Origin of the sequence: Falsigemmobacter faecalis (assembly GCF_003863335.1) — a bacterium.
Taxonomy (GTDB): Bacteria; Pseudomonadota; Alphaproteobacteria; order Rhodobacterales; family Rhodobacteraceae; genus Wagnerdoeblera; species Wagnerdoeblera faecalis.
Window position 1 is genome coordinate 120,128 of record NZ_RRAZ01000010.1, and the last position, 15,926, is coordinate 136,053.

Annotated in this window: 8 protein-coding genes and 1 tRNA gene; 7 read left to right on the forward strand and 2 right to left on the reverse strand. The window is 64.9% G+C overall.

Annotation, left to right across the window (positions count from 1 at the left end):
- The first annotated feature begins 58 nt into the window (after positions 1-58).
- A complete protein-coding gene (locus tag EG244_RS08705) occupies positions 59-5,479 on the forward strand; it encodes an alpha-2-macroglobulin family protein (protein ID WP_456071332.1) in 5,421 nt (1,806 codons plus the stop codon).
- Positions 5,476-7,515 (forward strand): penicillin-binding protein 1C, encoded by a 2,040-nt coding sequence (pbpC, locus tag EG244_RS08710; protein ID WP_124964616.1) that lies wholly within the window; start codon positions 5,476-5,478, stop codon positions 7,513-7,515. The genes EG244_RS08705 and pbpC overlap by 4 nt, the downstream gene beginning before the upstream one ends.
- A 48-nt stretch (positions 7,516-7,563) precedes the next feature.
- Here pbpC and trhO read toward each other — a convergent pair whose 3' ends face one another.
- Entirely contained in the window at positions 7,564-8,538 is a 975-nt protein-coding gene (gene trhO, locus EG244_RS08715) for an oxygen-dependent tRNA uridine(34) hydroxylase TrhO (RefSeq protein ID WP_124964617.1), read from the reverse strand.
- Between the two features lie 198 nt (positions 8,539-8,736).
- Here trhO and pncA point away from each other — a divergent pair, with 198 nt between their 5' ends.
- From pncA to EG244_RS08740, 5 genes are all read left to right on the forward strand, one after another.
- Positions 8,737-9,345 carry a bifunctional nicotinamidase/pyrazinamidase gene (gene pncA, locus EG244_RS08720; RefSeq protein ID WP_124964618.1) on the forward strand — a complete coding sequence of 203 codons (609 nt, stop codon included), beginning with the start codon at positions 8,737-8,739 and terminating at the stop codon, positions 9,343-9,345.
- Between the two features lie 4 nt (positions 9,346-9,349).
- A complete protein-coding gene (gene pncB / locus EG244_RS08725; RefSeq protein ID WP_124964619.1) occupies positions 9,350-10,642 on the forward strand; it encodes a nicotinate phosphoribosyltransferase in 1,293 nt (430 codons plus the stop codon).
- Positions 10,643-10,813: 171 nt separating this feature from the next.
- Positions 10,814-12,595 (forward strand): aspartate--tRNA ligase, encoded by a 1,782-nt coding sequence (aspS, locus tag EG244_RS08730; RefSeq protein ID WP_124964620.1) that lies wholly within the window; start codon positions 10,814-10,816, stop codon positions 12,593-12,595.
- A gap of 86 nt (positions 12,596-12,681) precedes the next feature.
- Entirely contained in the window at positions 12,682-13,617 is a 936-nt protein-coding gene (locus EG244_RS08735; protein WP_124964621.1) for a DMT family transporter, read from the forward strand.
- A 55-nt stretch (positions 13,618-13,672) separates the two neighbouring features.
- Positions 13,673-13,749, forward strand: a tRNA-Pro gene (locus tag EG244_RS08740).
- A gap of 409 nt (positions 13,750-14,158) precedes the next feature.
- On the opposite strand, the gene EG244_RS20390 is transcribed toward EG244_RS08740, so the two are convergent.
- A partial coding sequence (locus tag EG244_RS20390; RefSeq protein ID WP_158617278.1) for a coiled-coil domain-containing protein occupies positions 14,159-15,926 on the reverse strand: 1,768 nt, incomplete at its 5' end.

Below are 15,926 nucleotides of genomic sequence, written 5' to 3' on the forward strand. Positions count from 1 at the left end.
TTGCCAGGATCGGGAGCCGATGCCAGCATCACCGGATAAGGTGAGGAGATTTCCCGTGATACGCAGTTTGTTCCTGCCGGTGATTGCCCTGGTATCCACTCTCTCGGGCGCGGCTTTCGCTCAGGACCTGCTGCCGGACCGCCGGGCGGTGATCGCCGAAGGGATGGACCTGCCGGGGGGCGATCTGCGCAGCCTGATCGGCACCACGCTCGACAGCTGTGAGCAGACCTGTCTGGCCGACAGCGCCTGCACCGCTTTCACCTGGAACGGCCGCAACGGCTCATGCTTTCCGAAATCCGGCGCCGCAGCGCCCACGGCCTATGAGCGCGCCTTCTCCGGCCTTGTGCGCGAACTCCCCGCAGGTGCGCAGGAAACCGCCCGCGACCGGGCGGCCGCGCTGCCCTTTCTGCGCCGTGGCTTATGGGAGACTGCGAAATCCCAGGCCCGTGCCCTCGGGCGCAGCCATATGGCCGGGGGCTTTGGCGCAGAGGCGCTGCGCGAGGCGGCCCGGGAGGCAGAAAACAGCGGCGATCTGCCCCGCGCGGCAGCGCTTCGGGGAACAGCGGCCTCGGTCAGCGACACGGCGGCGGACTGGGCGGAATATGCCCGCATAAGCCTTGCCCTCTCGGGGCGGCAGGATGCGCCCGGCGCCAAAATCGCGGCCCTGAACGCCACGCTGAATGCCTGGCTGCGCGCGCCCGACACGGCCGCCACGCAGCACAATCTGCTGAGCCTGATGGCCCGGACGCTGGAGCAGAACGACATGGGCCGCGAGGCGCTGAAGGCGCTGCGCCATGCCCAGAGCCTGACGCCCCGCGACGACACCGCCACCGCGCTTGACCGTCTGGCCGGGCTTTATGGCATGCGGATTGGCACGCACCGCATCGAATCAGATCTCGCCTCGCCGCGGCTTTGCGCCGAATTTACCGAAGAACTGGTGGCGAATGGCGTGGATTACACCCCCTATGTGCAGCTGCCCCACGCCGGGATGACGGTAGAGCCCGGCGGCTGGCGCGAGCTTTGCGTCGCGGGCCTGACGCATGGAGAGCGCGCCGCCGTGACCTTCCGCGAGGGGCTTCCGGCGGCGGATGGTCAGGTGCTGGCGAAATCGGTCACGCTGACCGGCTATGTCCGCGACCGCAGCCCGGCGGTGAATTTCCCCGGCCGCGGCTATGTGCTGCCGCGCGGCGGCCAGGCGATGCTGCCGGTCAACACCGTCAATGCCACCACGCTAAATCTGGAACTCTACAGCCTGAATGACCGCAACCTGATCCGCTCGCAGCAGCAGGGCTGGCTTGGGGAGCGGCTGGATGACTGGGACCGCGAGCGCTTTGCCCGCGACGCCGGCGAAAAGATCTGGTCCGGCAGTGCCACCGTGGGTCAGGAGACCAACCGCGACGTGCTGACCCGGCTGCCGCTGGCAGAGGCACTGGCCGGGCGTCCGGCCGGGATCTATGCGCTGCGCGCGCAGGTTCCGGGGGCGGCCGATGACTACGACAATCCTTCGGCCTGGCAGTGGTTTGTGGTGACCGATCTGGGCGTTGCCAGCTGGTCGGGGGCCGGGGGCGTCACGGTCGCGGTGCGCGCGCTTTCAGATGCCACACCCAAAGCCGGGGTAAAGGTGGATCTGCTGACCCGCTCAAACCGCGTGGCGGGATCTGCGCTGACCGATGCCGACGGGGTGGCGCGGTTCGACGCGGCTCTGACTTCGGGCACCGGGGCGGCAGAGCCTGCGATGCTTCTGGTCAGCGAGGGAGAGAGCGATTTTGCCTTTCTGTCGCTCTCTGAGCCTGAGTTTGATCTGACCGATCGCGGTGTGGCCGGACGCGAAGCCGCGCCTCCGATTGATCTTTTTGTCTCCACCGACCGCGGGGCTTACCGCGCGGGCGAGACCGTTCACGCCACCATCCTGGCCCGCCAGGGCGATGCCCGCGCCATCACCGGCCTGCCGCTGACCGCCCGTCTGCGCCGCCCCGACGGGGTCGAGCATTCCCGCCAGCGGATCTCGGATCAGGCCGGGGGCTTTACGCTGGCCGCACCGCTGGGTGGCAATCCGCCGCGCGGCTCCTGGCGGCTGGATATCCTGGCCGATACCGAGGCCGCCCCACTGGCAAGCCGCAGCTTCCTCGTGGAAGACTTTCTGCCCGAACGCATTGATTTTACGCTGAATATCCCGGAAGGCCCGGTGGATGCCTCTGCGGTCTTCCCGGTTGAGATTGAGGCGCGCTACCTCTTTGGTGCGCCCGGAGCCGAGCTGAGCGGCGAGGCCGAGGTGCTGCTTCGCAACACCGACAGGCTGGAGGCCTTCCCCGGGTTCCGCTTTGGCATGGCAAGGGAGAGCCTCGCCTCGGAGCTTATCCAGATCGCTGCTCCGCCCGTCACCGATGCGGCAGGCAGGGCTGTTCTTGATGTGGCGCTCGACACCGAACGCTTCCGGGCCCGCCCCGCGGAAATGGAACTGCGGGTGCGGCTCTCTGAAGGCTCTGGCCGTCCGGTGGAGCGTCGGCTGAACCGCCCGCTTCTGCCCGAGGCGGCCCTCCTTGGCATTCGCCCCCAGGCTGAGGAGGTGCTGCCAGAGAACGCTGAGGCCGCCTTTGATCTGATCGCCACCTCGGGCAGCCTGCCCGCCTCCTGGCGGCTGGAGCGGCTGGAGACCCGCTATCAATGGTATCGTGCCGGCGGCGACTGGTCCTGGGAGCCGGTGACCAGCCGCACCCGGGTGGCTGAGGGCGATCTGACCCTCAGCCCTACCCCGCAAAGGGTCACCGCGCCGACCCGATGGGGCGAATATGAGCTGACGGTTCAGGCCAAAGACGGCTCGACCGCCTCGTCGCATCGCTTCAACTCGGGCTGGTATGTGCCCGCCGATACTGCCCGCAGCCCCGATCTGCTGGAACTCTCGCTCGACAAACCCGCCTATCGCGCCGGAGAGACCGCAAAGCTGCGCATTGTGCCGCGCGCCGCCGGGGTCGCGGTGGTCTCGGTGATGACGAACCGTCTGGTTTCATTGACCTCTGTGGAAGTCCGTGAGGGCGAAAACCTGATCGATCTGGCCGTCACGGATGACTGGGGCGCGGGGGTCTATGTCAGCGCCTCGGTGATCCGCCCGGCGGATGCGCAGGCCGGGCGGATCCCTTCGCGCGCCCTGGGGATTGCCCATGCCGCGGTGGACCCGGGCGACCGGAAGCTTGCCGTCAGCCTCGATCTGCCGGCGGAGGCAAAGCCGCGCGGTCCGCTGGATGTTGCGGTGAAAGTCGGTGGCGTGAAGCCGGGTGAGACCGCCTATGTCACGCTGGCAGCGGTGGATGTCGGCATTTTGAACCTGACGGCCTTCAAGGCGCCGGAACCCACGGCGCATTACTTTGGCCAGCGCCGCCTGGGCGTGGGGCTGCGCGATCTTTACGGGCGGCTCATCGACGGGATGAATGGTGCGGAAGGTCAGGTCCGCTCGGGTGGCGACAGCGCTGCGCCGGGCCTGCAGGCCAAGCCCCCCACCGAAGAACTCGTCGCCTATTTTGAGGGGCCGGTTGCGGTCGGGCCCGATGGCGTGGCGAAAGTCTCTTTCAACCTGCCCGCCTTTAACGGGACGGTGAAGGTCATGGCCATTGCCTGGTCTGCCTCGGGTCTGGGAGAGGCGAATGGCGATGTTCTGGTGCGCGACCCGGTGGTGGTCAGCGCCAGCCTGCCGCGCTTTTTGCAGCCCGGCGATGAAAGCCGCCTGCGTGTTGATGTGATCCACGCCATGGGGCCGGTCGGGCGGGTCAGCCTTGATGCCTCTGCCGAGGGGCTGACCCTGGGTCAGGGCCCCTCAGGCCTTGATCTCACGGAGGGGGCGCGGGTCACCGCGACCATCCCGCTGCGCGCCGAAACGGAGGGCACGGGCAAAATTGACCTGCGCCTGACGACGCCAGATGGCCAAAGCCTGTCGCGGCCCCTGCAGGTGGCGGTGGTCTCCAATGATCCGGTCGGACAGCTTCTGACCCGGCTGGAGCTGAAGCCCGGCGAGACCGCCACCCTCGACAATGCGCTTTTTGCGGGCTTTCGTCCGGGTACGACCCATGGGCTGATCTCCTCGGGCATGCTGGCGCGTTTTGATGCGCCCGGGCTTCTCTCCGCGCTCGACAGCTACCCCTGGGGCTGCACGGAGCAATTGACCTCGCGCCTGCTGCCGCTGCTGTATTTCTCGCAGATGGCGGATGCCATTGGCCTTGAGGGCGGCGCGACCGCCAAAGAGCGGATCGCCCAGGCCCTGCCCGCCATCCTGCAAAACCAGACCAGTGAGGGCGGTTTCGGCCTGTGGTCGGCGGGTGGCGAAAGCAACTTCTGGCTCGATGCCTATGTGACGGATCTTCTGTCGCGGGCCCGCGGGCTGGGGCATGAGGTGCCGGATGTAGCCTTCCGCAGCGCGCTCGACAATCTGCGCAACCGCGTGAATTACGCCGGCGACTTTGAGCAGGGCGGCGAGGCGCTGGCCTATGCGCTGATGGTGCTGGCGCGCGAGGGGGCGGCGGCGATCGGCGATCTGCGCTATTACGCCGATGTCAAAGCCCAGGCCTTTGCGACGCCGCTGGCGCTGGCGCAACTGGCGGCGGCGCTCTCGCTTTATGGCGATCAGCCCCGGGCGGATGCGCTGTTCTCCCAGGCCGCCCGCCGCGCCCTGACCCCGCAACCCGGCGAGGGGGAGCAGGTCTGGCGCGCCGATTTCGGCAGCGCTCTGCGCGATGCGGCAGGTGTTCTCGCCCTGGCGCTGGAGCGCGGCAGCACCGCAGTGGACACCGAGGCCCTGGCACAGCGCCTCACCGCCCGCGCGGGCGAGCGGGCCCTTTCCACCCAGGAACAGGCCTTTATCCTGATGGCCTCGGGCGGCTTTGCCGAGGCCGGGGTGGCGGACAGTCTGACGCTGAATGATGCCCCGGTGCAGGGCGCTTTGCTGCGCCGCTTTGATCCGGCAGAAGGCGTGATGGTGGTGAAAAACACCGGCGATCGCCTGGCCGTTCTGACGGTTGCAGCCTTCGGGCAGCTGAGCGGTGAGAGCCGCTATGACGGCAATGGCTATGCCATCACCCGGCGTTATTACGACCTTGAAGGCCAGGAGGTGCAGCCGACTTCGGTGAAATCCGGCACCCGTCTGGTGGCGGTGCTGGAAGTCACCCCCACCGGTCGCGGAGAGGCGCGTCTGATGGTCACCGACCCGCTGCCCGCAGGCTTTGAGATCGATAACCCCAATCTGATGCGGGCAGGCCAGATCTCGGCGCTCGACTGGCTGAACACCGAGACCAATATCACCCATACCGAGTTCCGCGAGGACCGCTTTATGGCGGCGCTCGACCGGCGGGATAACCGGCCCTTCCGGCTGGCTTATATCCTTCGTGCGGTCAGCCCCGGCAGCTTCCATCATGCGCCTGCCACGGTGGAGGATATGTACCGCCCGACCTTCCGCGCCCGCACCGACAGCGGCAGGGTGACCGTGACGGAATGAAAGCGCGGCTCGTCTTTGCGCTGGCCGCAGCGCTCTGGGGCGCGGGGACTGCCCGCGACCACTTTGATGCCTGGATCGCCCGGACCGAACTTCCGCCCCTGAACATTGCCACCGGGGCGGAGGTGGTGGCCCGCGACGGCCAGCTTTTGCGCGCCTGGACGGTGGCGGACGGGCGCTGGCGGCTGGCGGCGCAGCTGCAGACCACCGATCCTTTGTGGCGCGGGATGCTGCTTGCCTATGAGGACCGCCGGTTTTACCGCCATTCCGGCATTGATCTGCGGGCCATGGCGCGGGCCGCATGGCAGTCGGCGCGCGCGGGGCGGGTCGTCTCGGGCGGATCGACGCTGACCATGCAGGTCGCGCGGCTGCTGGAAGAAAGCGGCACGGGCAGGCTGGCGGGCAAACTGCGCCAGATGCGGCTGGCCCTGGCGCTGGAGCGGCAGTTGTCCAAGGACGAGATCCTTGGGCTTTATCTGCATCTCGCCCCCTATGGCGGCAACCTCGAGGGGCTGCGCGCCGCGAGCCTGTCGTGGTTCGCGCGGGAGCCCTCTCGCCTCACCCCGGCTCAGGCGGCTTTGCTGGTGGCCCTGCCCCAGGCGCCTGAGGCCCGCCGCCCCGACCGCCATCTGGCCCGCGCCAAGGCGGGTCGTGACCGTGTCCTGTCGGTTGCCGAAGCCGCGGGTCTGCTGGAGCCGGAGGCCGCTCAGGCCGCGCGCTCAGAGGCGCTGCCCCGCGCGCGCCGCCCTTTTCCGCAGCTGGCGCCGCATCTGACCGACCGGCTGCGCCGCGAAGATCCGCAAAGCCTGCGCATCGCCACCACGATTGACGCCGCCCTTCAGACCCGGCTTGAGGCCCTTGCCCGCGAGGCGCTGCGCGGGGCGGGAGAGCGGGTGCAGATCGCGCTGCTGCTGGCGGATCATCAAAGCGGGGAGATCCTCGCCTCAGTGGGGTCGGCCGCTTATGACAATGACGCCCGTCAGGGCTTTGTCGATATGACCCGGGCGCTGCGCTCTCCGGGTTCCACGTTGAAACCGCTGGTCTATGCCATGGCCTTTGATGAGGGGCTGGCCCATCCCGAGACGCTGATGGAGGATCGCCCCGTCAGCTTCGGAGCCTATGCGCCGCAGAACTTTGACCGCCGGTTTCGCGGCACCATCCGGGTGGCGGAGGCGCTCAGGGCCTCGCTGAATATCCCCGTGGTGACGCTGACAGAAGCCCTGGGGCCTGAGCGGCTGGTTCAGGCCATGCGGCGCGCGGGCATGCGCCCGGTGATCCCGGGCCGCGCCACCCCGGGTCTGGCGGTCGCTCTGGGCGGTGTGGGCGTGACGCTGGAGGATCTGAGCACGCTTTACGCCATGCTGGCGCGGGGCGGCCGGGTGAGGCCGCTTTCGCCCCTCCCGCAGGCGCGGGACGAAGGGGTCCGGCTGCTCTCTGAGGTGGCGGCCTGGCAGACCGGGCAGATCCTCGCCGGGATCCCGCCCCCGGATGGCAGCCCCGATGGCCGGATCGCCTGGAAAACCGGCACGAGTTACGGCCACCGCGATGCCCTGGCCTTGGGCTGGGACGGGCGCTATGTCGCCGGGGTCTGGATGGGCCGCGCCGATGGCACGCCGGTGCCGGGCGCTTTTGGCGCGGATCTGGCGGCGCCGGTGCTTTTCCAGATGCTGGCGCGGGCAAGGCCGCAGCCAGTGCCGCTGCCCCCGCCGCCCCCCGCCACGCTGATGGTGGAAAACGCCCGCCTGCCGCAGCCCTTGCAGCGCTTTCGCCCGCGCGGCGCGATCCTCGCCCCCGGCACAGCGCCCGAGATCAGCTTTCCGCCCGATGGCGCAGAGGTGGCGCTGGAGGGCGCGCCGCTGCTGGCGCGGGTGCGCGGCGGGACCGCGCCCTATACCTGGCTGGCCAATGGCGCGCCGCTGCAGATCGCGACCCGCGCAGAGGAGGTGCAACTGGCGCTGGCCAGCCAGGGCCCCCTTCTGCTTTCGGTCATTGATGCAAAGGGACGCGCGGCCCGGGTGCGGGTGACGCTGTCGCCCTGAGGTGGGGCTGCCATGAAAAACCCCCGCCAAAGGCGGGGGTGGGAAAGGTCACTCGGTCTGGCTGTCGGCCTGGGCTTTGCGCCGCGCCCGTTTGGCCTCCGCCTGGCGGGCCTGGGCATTGTCATCGCCCATATGGCTGACACCCCGGGCCTCTGCGAGGCGGATCTGATGCATCCGCTCACGAAAGCCCGCGCGGCGGGCCTCATCGAACTCAGGGATGCAGGCGGCGCAGGAGACGCCCTCTTCATAATCGGGGTGCTGACGCCCCTCGGGCGAGACCGGGCGGCGGCAGGCGTGGCACATGCAGTGATCGCCCTCGACCAGCCCGTGGCCGACCGAGACGCGCTGGTCAAAGACGAAACACTCGCCCTGCCATTTGCTGTCCGTCTGCGGCACCTCTTCGAGGTATTTCAAAATGCCGCCCTTCAGGTGGTAGACATCCTCCACGCCCTGCGAAATCAGGTAGTTGGTCGATTTCTCACAGCGGATGCCGCCGGTGCAGAACATCGCCACACGCTTGTTGTGAAAGCGCTCAGCATTTTCGGCCCACCAGGCGGGAAATTCACCGAAGGACTTCGTCAGCGGATCAACCGCGCCCTCAAAGGTGCCGATCGCAACTTCATAGTCATTGCGGGTGTCGATCACCACGACATCGGGGGCGGTGATCAGCGCGTTCCAGTCCTTCGCCTCAACGTAGTGACCGACGCTGGCGCGCGGATCCACATCGGGCTGGCCCATGGTGACGATCTCGCGCTTCAGGCGCACCTTCATCTTGCCGAAGGGCATCTCAGAGGCGGTGCTTTCCTTCCACTCCAGACCGGCGCAGCCCGGCAGCGCGCGAAGATGGGCGATCATGGCATCAATTCCGGCACGCGGTCCGGCGATGGTGCCGTTGACCCCCTCCTGCGCGAGCAGCAGCGAGCCCCTGACGCCATGAGCGCGGGCCAGATCCAGAAGCGGCCCCTGCAGAGCAGCGGGGTCAGCAAAGCGGGTGAAGTGATAGAGCGCAGCAACGATATACATGGCCCCCATTTGCGCCCCCGCCCGCCGCTTCGCAAGAGGGTGCGCGCGGCCTGAGCGCACAGATTTTGCCGCAGAGCCCGCTAAAATACGCAAAGATAAGGCTGAAATTCCGCTTTAAGCGGGTTTCGCGGCGATTGACGCCAGGACACGGGGCGCATAGGCACGAAGGCAGGATGAGGCCAGCGGGAGGGGGTTGCGGTGAGAGACGCGACAGAAGCCCTGATTGTCATTGATCTGCAGAAAGATTTCTGCCCCGGCGGCGCTTTGGCGGTGGCCGGGGGCGATCAGATCGTGCCGGGGATCAATGTGCTGGCGACAGAGTTTCAGACCATCGCCCTGACCCAGGACTGGCACCCCGCCAATCACCTGAGCTTTGCCGCCAACCACGCCGGCGCGGCGGAATATTCCGAGACCCGGATGCCCTATGGGCCGCAGACCCTTTGGCCCGTGCATTGTGTGCAGGGCACGCCAGGGGCCGGGTTTCATGAGGGCTTTGATACCCGCCCGGCGCAGGTGATTCTGCGCAAAGGGTTCCGGCCTGAGATCGACAGCTATTCGGCCTTTTTTGAAAATGACCGCGTGACCGGCACCGGGCTGGAGGGCTGGCTGCGCGCGCGCGACGTCACCGGGCTGACCCTGGCCGGGCTTGCGACGGATTTCTGTGTGGCCTTTTCGGCGCTGGATGCGCGGGCGCTTGGCTTTGACGTAACGGTGCGGCTGGATCTCAGCCGCGGGATTGATCTGGGCGGCTCACTGGCCTCCATGACGGAACGGATGCGCGCTGCGGGCGTGCGCTTGGAGGGCTGAGCCGATGATGGATATCGCGACGCGGGTGCATAACAACAACTGGAAAATCGACCCGATCGTGCGGTCTCTGATCGACACTGATTTCTATAAGCTGCTGATGTGCCAATCGATCTTCCGCAACCGGCCGCAGACCAATGTGGTCTTCAGCGTGAAGAACCGCTCCAGCTCGGTGCGGCTGGCGGATCTGATTGATGAGGGTGAGCTGCGCGAGCAGCTGGACCATGTGCGCTCGCTGTCGCTGTCGCGCGGGGAAAGCACCTGGCTGCGCGGCAATACCTTTTACGGCAAGCGGCAGATGTTCCGGCCCGATTTCATGGAATGGCTCGAAAAGGTGCGGCTGCCCGCCTATCACCTGGAAAAGCGCGACGGCCAGTATGAGCTGACCTTTGAGGGCGCCTGGCCCGAGGTGATGCTTTGGGAGATCCCGGCGCTGACCGTGCTGATGGAGCTGCGCTCCCGCGCGGTGCTGAAGGGCATGGGGAAATTTGAGCTGCAGGTGCTTTATGCCCGCGCCATGACCCGGCTTTGGGAAAAGATTGAACGGCTGAAGACGCTCGATCGGGTGAAGATCGCCGATTTCGGTACCCGCCGCCGTCACAGCTTTCTCTGGCAGGACTGGTGTGTGCAGGCCATGCAGGAGGGTCTGGGGCGCAGCTTCACCGGCACCTCAAACTGTCTGATCGCCATGAAGCGCGATATTGAGGCCATTGGCACCAATGCCCATGAGCTGCCCATGGTCTATGCGGCCCTGGCCCAAAGCGACGCTGAGCTGGCTGAGGCGCCCTACCGCGTGCTGGCTGACTGGCATGAAGAGCATGACGGCAATCTGCGCATCATGCTGCCCGATACTTTTGGTACTGAAGGCTTTTTGAAGCGCGCCCCCGACTGGCTGGCCAGCTGGACCGGGATCCGGATTGATTCCGGCGATCCCGCAGAGGGGGCGGAAAATGCCATCCGCTGGTGGAAAGAGCGGGGCGAGGATCCGACCAAAAAGCTGGTGATCTTCTCGGACGGGCTGGATGTCGCAGAGATTGAGCGGCTTTACCGGCAGTTTTATGGCCGGGTGAAGGTCAGCTTTGGCTGGGGCACCAATATGACCAATGACTTCCGGGGTCTGGTGCCGAATGACGCGCTGGCCCCCTTCTCGCTGGTCTGTAAGGCGGTGAGCGCCAATGGGCGGCCAACGGTGAAGCTCTCGGACAATCCCAGCAAGGCCATGGGACCTGCCGAAGAGATCGAACGCTATAAGCGGGTCTTTGAGGTCGGTGCCCAGACGGCCCGCCGGGTTGAGGTCTGAAAGCTTCGCCTCCGGCGGGAGTATTTGGAAAAAGCCAAAGCCGCCGGGCGCGGGGAGCGGGCAGCTTTGCGCGTTCTGCGGCCTTTGCGCCGCTCTGTGCCCTTGACTTTGGGGCCGACAGAGCGTTTGACCACCACTCAGATCCACGAGCCTCGGAAGAAGGGGAAGCCCATGCACGCCTATCGCAGCCATACCTGTGCCGGACTGAACAGCGCCAATGTGGGCGAAACCGTCCGCCTGTCGGGCTGGGTTCACCGCGTGCGCGATCACGGTGGCATTCTGTTCATCGACCTGCGCGACCATTACGGCATCACTCAGGTGCTGGCCGATGCCGACAGCCCGGCGCTGAGCGCGCTGGAAAAGCTGCGCGCGGAAAGCTGCATTCGCATTGAAGGCCGCGTGAAGGCCCGTGATGCGGCGTTGGTCAACCCGAAACTCCCGACCGGTGAGATTGAGGTTTATGCCCTGGCCGTTGAGGTTCTGGGCCCGTCTGAGGATCTGCCGCTGCCGGTCTTTGGCGAGCCGGAATATCCGGAAGAGACCCGTCTGACCTACCGCTTTCTCGATCTGCGTCGGGAAACGCTGCACAACAATATGATCCTGCGCTCAAACGTGGTGCGCTCGATCCGCAACCGGATGTGGGATCAGGGCTTCAACGAATTCCAGACCCCGATCATCACCGCCTCGTCGCCGGAAGGTGCGCGTGACTTCCTGGTGCCCTCGCGTCTGCATCCGGGCAAATTCTATGCGCTGCCCCAGGCGCCGCAGCAGTTCAAACAGCTGTTGATGGTTTCGGGCTTTGATAAATATTTCCAGATCGCGCCCTGCTTCCGCGATGAGGATCCGCGGGCGGACCGCTCGCCGACGGATTTCTACCAGCTGGATCTTGAGATGTCTTTCGTCACTCAGGAAGACGTTTTCGCGACCATCCAGCCGGTGATTTCGGGCATCTTTGAGGAATTCGGCAAGGGCCGTCCGGTGAACCAGGACTGGCCGCTGATCGCCTATAAAGATGCGCTGAAGTGGTATGGCTCTGACAAGCCGGATCTGCGCAACCCGATCAAAATGCAGGAAGTTTCCGAGCATTTCAAAGACTCGGGCTTTGCGATCTTTGCGAATCTGCTGAAGCAGGACGGTACCGAGATCCGCGCGATCCCGGCCCCGAAAGGCGGCTCGCGGAAGTTCTGTGACCGCATGAATGCCTATGCGCAGAGCCAGGGCCTGCCGGGCATGGGCTATATCTTCTGGCGCAAAGAAAATGGCGCGATGGAAGCCGCCGGTCCGCTGGCGAAAAACATCGGACCGGAGCGCACTGAGGCGATCCGCGTTCAGCTGGGTCTGGGTGTGGGCGATGCGGCCTTCTTCCTTGGCGGCAAGCCGGAGGCCTTTGAGGCTGTGTCCGGCAAGGCGCGCAATGTCATCGGGCTTGAGCTGGGTCTGACCGATCTCAACCGCTTTGAGTTTGCCTGGATCGTCGACTTCCCGATGTATGAGAAGGATGCGGAGACCGGCAAGGTCGACTTCAGCCACAACCCCTTCTCGATGCCGCAGGGCGGGCTTGAGGCGCTGAACACCAAAGATCCGCTGGATATCTATGCCTATCAGTATGACCTGGCCTGCAACGGCTATGAGCTGATTTCGGGCGGTATCCGCAACCATACGCCGGAAGTCATGTTCCGCGCCTTTGAGATTGCGGGCTACGGCAAGGACGAAGTTGAGAAGCGGTTTGGCGGCATGGTCAAAGCCTTCCGTTATGGCGCGCCGCCCCATGGTGGCTGTGCGGCCGGGATCGACCGGATCGTCATGCTGCTGGCTGATGAACAGAACATCCGTCAGGTCATCCTGTTCCCGATGAACCAGCGCGCGGAAGATCTGCTGATGAATGCGCCGTCGGAACCGACCAATGCGCAGCTGCGTGAGCTTAATCTGCGGGTTATCCCCAAAGAAGCGTAAGCTGCGACATATTGCCATTGAGCCTGCCGGCGGCGTTGTTAATCTCCGCCGGCAGGTCCGCGCTTTCGGGCCCATAAGGACCCGATATGCGTCTCAGCCCCAATGCCGCCGGCGCCCTGATGGGGCTTGTTTCTTTTGCGCTTTTTGCCGGGCATGATGCGCTGATCAAAAGCCTCGCCGGGCGTTATTCGGCAATCCAGATTTCCTTCACCATCGCCTGTTTCAGCTTTCCGCTGCTGATTGGTATGCTGGCCACGGACCGCACCGTGGGCACGCTTATTCCGGTCAACCGCTACTGGGTGATCCTGCGCGGGATCACCGGGACCTTCGGGGCGGTGACGGCTTTTTATGCCTTTAAGATGCTGCCCTTTGCGGAAGTCTATGTGCTGCTCTTTGCGACACCGCTGCTGGTGACGGTGCTTGCCGTGCCGCTGCTGGGGGAAAAGGTCGGGCTGCGGCGGGCGCTGGCGGTGATGACCGGGCTGATCGGCGTGCTGATCGTGCTGCGTCCAGGGACCTCGGGCTTCTCTCTGGGGCATATTGCGGCGCTTGCGGCGGCGCTCTGCGGGGCGATGTCCGCCATCATTACACGGCGGATCGGCCGTCAGGAGCGGGCGGCCGTTTTTGTGATCTATGTCGCTATGACGAACTTTACGCTGATGGGGCTGGCCCTGCCCTTCGTCTATGTGCCGATGACCGGGCCGGATCTCGCCACCATGGCGCTGGTGGCGCTGCTGGCCTTCACGGGCATGCAGTTCATGATCCAGTCCTACCGGAGGGCTGAGGCCGGGGTGGTGGCTCCGATGCAGTATTCCCAGATGATCTGGGCGATCTTTTACGGCGCGATGTTCTTTGGCGAGACCCCCGATGCGATCACCCTGGTCGGCGCGACCATTGTCTCTGCGAGCGGGCTTTACATCGTTTTGCGCGAAGCACGACTGAAGACCGGGGCGGCGGCCGGAGCGGTGGTGCCACAGTCAAATACCTCAACCTGTTCAGAAACTGCGAGAAACCCGGAATAAAAGTGAGATCCCCCCTTGCGGTCCCCTTCGGCAAGGGGTATCCCCCGCACACGGTCGGAGCGTAGCGCAGCCTGGTAGCGCACCTGCTTCGGGAGCAGGGGGTCGGAGGTTCGAATCCTCTCGCTCCGACCAGAATTTGATTGAAAAGACGCAGATAGTTCTGCCTTTTCAGTCAGACTTCCCGAATGAAATAAAGCGCCCAAGGGCGCTTTTTTCATTTTCGGTCATATACTTATCGCCTCAGGCATCGCTTCCTCATATTTGCCTCTGCAATAGACTAGATGACGGCTATGGGTGGAAGGTAGCCCGGTACCCTACAGCATCACAGCCGCAAAAGCCCGAGAAAGCGATAATCCGCGCCCGGCGCGGCAACTACAATGCTCGCGTCCCCGTTCCAGGCGGAGAGTCCACCTAGTGCTAGTGCGGCGTGACACCTGCAGCAAGCTCGGGCAGGCAGTCATCCGTGCGGGTAGTTGTCGCTGCAACCCTCGATCCGCAGGGAGGGATGCCGTGTGCTGCTGATGGGCGCGCTACCAACTCACTAAACAGCTTGCTCCAGTCGACTTTGCATTATTGCACGAGCCGCTTCATTGTATCGAGGTGCTTCGAATAAGACACCGTCCTTGGAGGGCGCGGTCAGAGCAACGACGGTGCAAGGTAGGTTTGCGGCATCAAATTTTCGTGCAAGGAATTCGCCCTCCGCACGATCATGAGTGGACATTAACAGCTGATAAGAACGCATCTCCACAAGGTTGCGCATAAGATCGACGAACGCAGCTGCATGGATCACGTCGTTATGCTGCAGCGGGTCGTCGAGTAGAAGAGCTCGCCAATTCGACCAAGGATACGCGGTACTCGCCGCGCAGAGGATGCTGAAACCATTGGCCGCCATCTGGCCCTCACTCAAAACCAATTGTGGCGGAAGCTGCCGGTTGTAGATCTCGTTGTCGATTACGTCCGCGTAGCGAAGCTGCATGTCGAGCTGGGTGCGGTTGACGGCGTGGCCGGCATTAAACTCGACCGTCTCGCCGGGTGTACTGAGCAGCGCGCGGTTAAAGTTCTCCACCATGTCGTTGAGCGGCCGGAGGAACCGACTGGAAAATCTATCGGCTTCCTCCTTCAGTTTCTCGGAATAGGCCCTAACTGCCGCTTTCGTCGCCTGAGTACGCTGCAATGTACTACGCGTGGAAGCCACCCTATCCTGCAGTTCGCGCTCGTGCACGGCGGGATTGTCTGCGGCACCGTTGCCTGCATCGAGCTCCATAGTGGCAATCAGCGCCTGCAACTCTTCCTGCTTTTGTAGGCCGTCGAGCGCCTGCACGATCTGCGAATGTCGATCGAGCATAGTTGTCAGTTCAGCGGAACGTTGGGCGAGCCCACTCACCCTCTGCTGGATGGCTGTCTCGGTTGGCGGTCCGTCGAGACCGCCAGCCTTCCATTGCGTGATGGCCGTATCGAGACCCTGACGTGCTGCCTCAATGCGATTCGTGATCGTGTCCAGCGCATTCTGTGCAGCTATGGTGCGCTGTTGCGCGGCGTGGCGGCCAGCATGCGCCGCCGATAATTGCGCCGCCAGTTCGGTCTCGCGCGTTTGGGCCGCAGCCAGAGCCAACCGCTGCGCGTTACTGAGGCGCTCGATGTCATAGGCCGGAGTTAAGGGCCAAGGTTGGGCGGCCAGATGCTCGTCGACCACACGCAGCGCATTGTCGGCAGCGAGCAGGCGCTGATCGGCATCGGTCTGACGCGAGCTCAGCACGCCGAGTTCAGCGGCCCGTGCAGCGAGATCAGCTTCGCACGATGCCACCGTTGGAGCACCAGCAGCTTCGCCGGCCAGCAGCTCGGACAGCTTCTCCATGACGGTTTGGACCCGCGCGTCTGCCATCGTTGGAAGATCGTCGCTGTCGGTTGCGTCGAGGCTTCGGGCCACATCGGCACGTGCGTTCCTGAGTACCTTAAACGCTGCGTCCTCGGCCGCAGCGTCGCTAACATGCGTCGTGATCGCATGCTGCATTGCTGCGATCTCGGCGGTGAGCTCGGCCCGCTGTTCGATCAGGCTTTGATGTTCCCGAGCGTGCTCGGCGAGTTCGTGGTTCTGAGCTTCGGCCGCGGTCGCGGCGAGAGTTTGCAAGATTCCCGGCGCGAAGCTGCTGAAGCAGAGCGGACAATTCTTGTCATGTTCGCTGATGTGGCTGGCAAGCCGAATAAGCGCGTCAGCGATGTCCGAGACCTTGGCACGCAGCGCAGTCAGAGACTGATCACTCGCGGTGACCTGCCACGGGATTTTTCCTCCATCTGCGATTAGAGTCCGG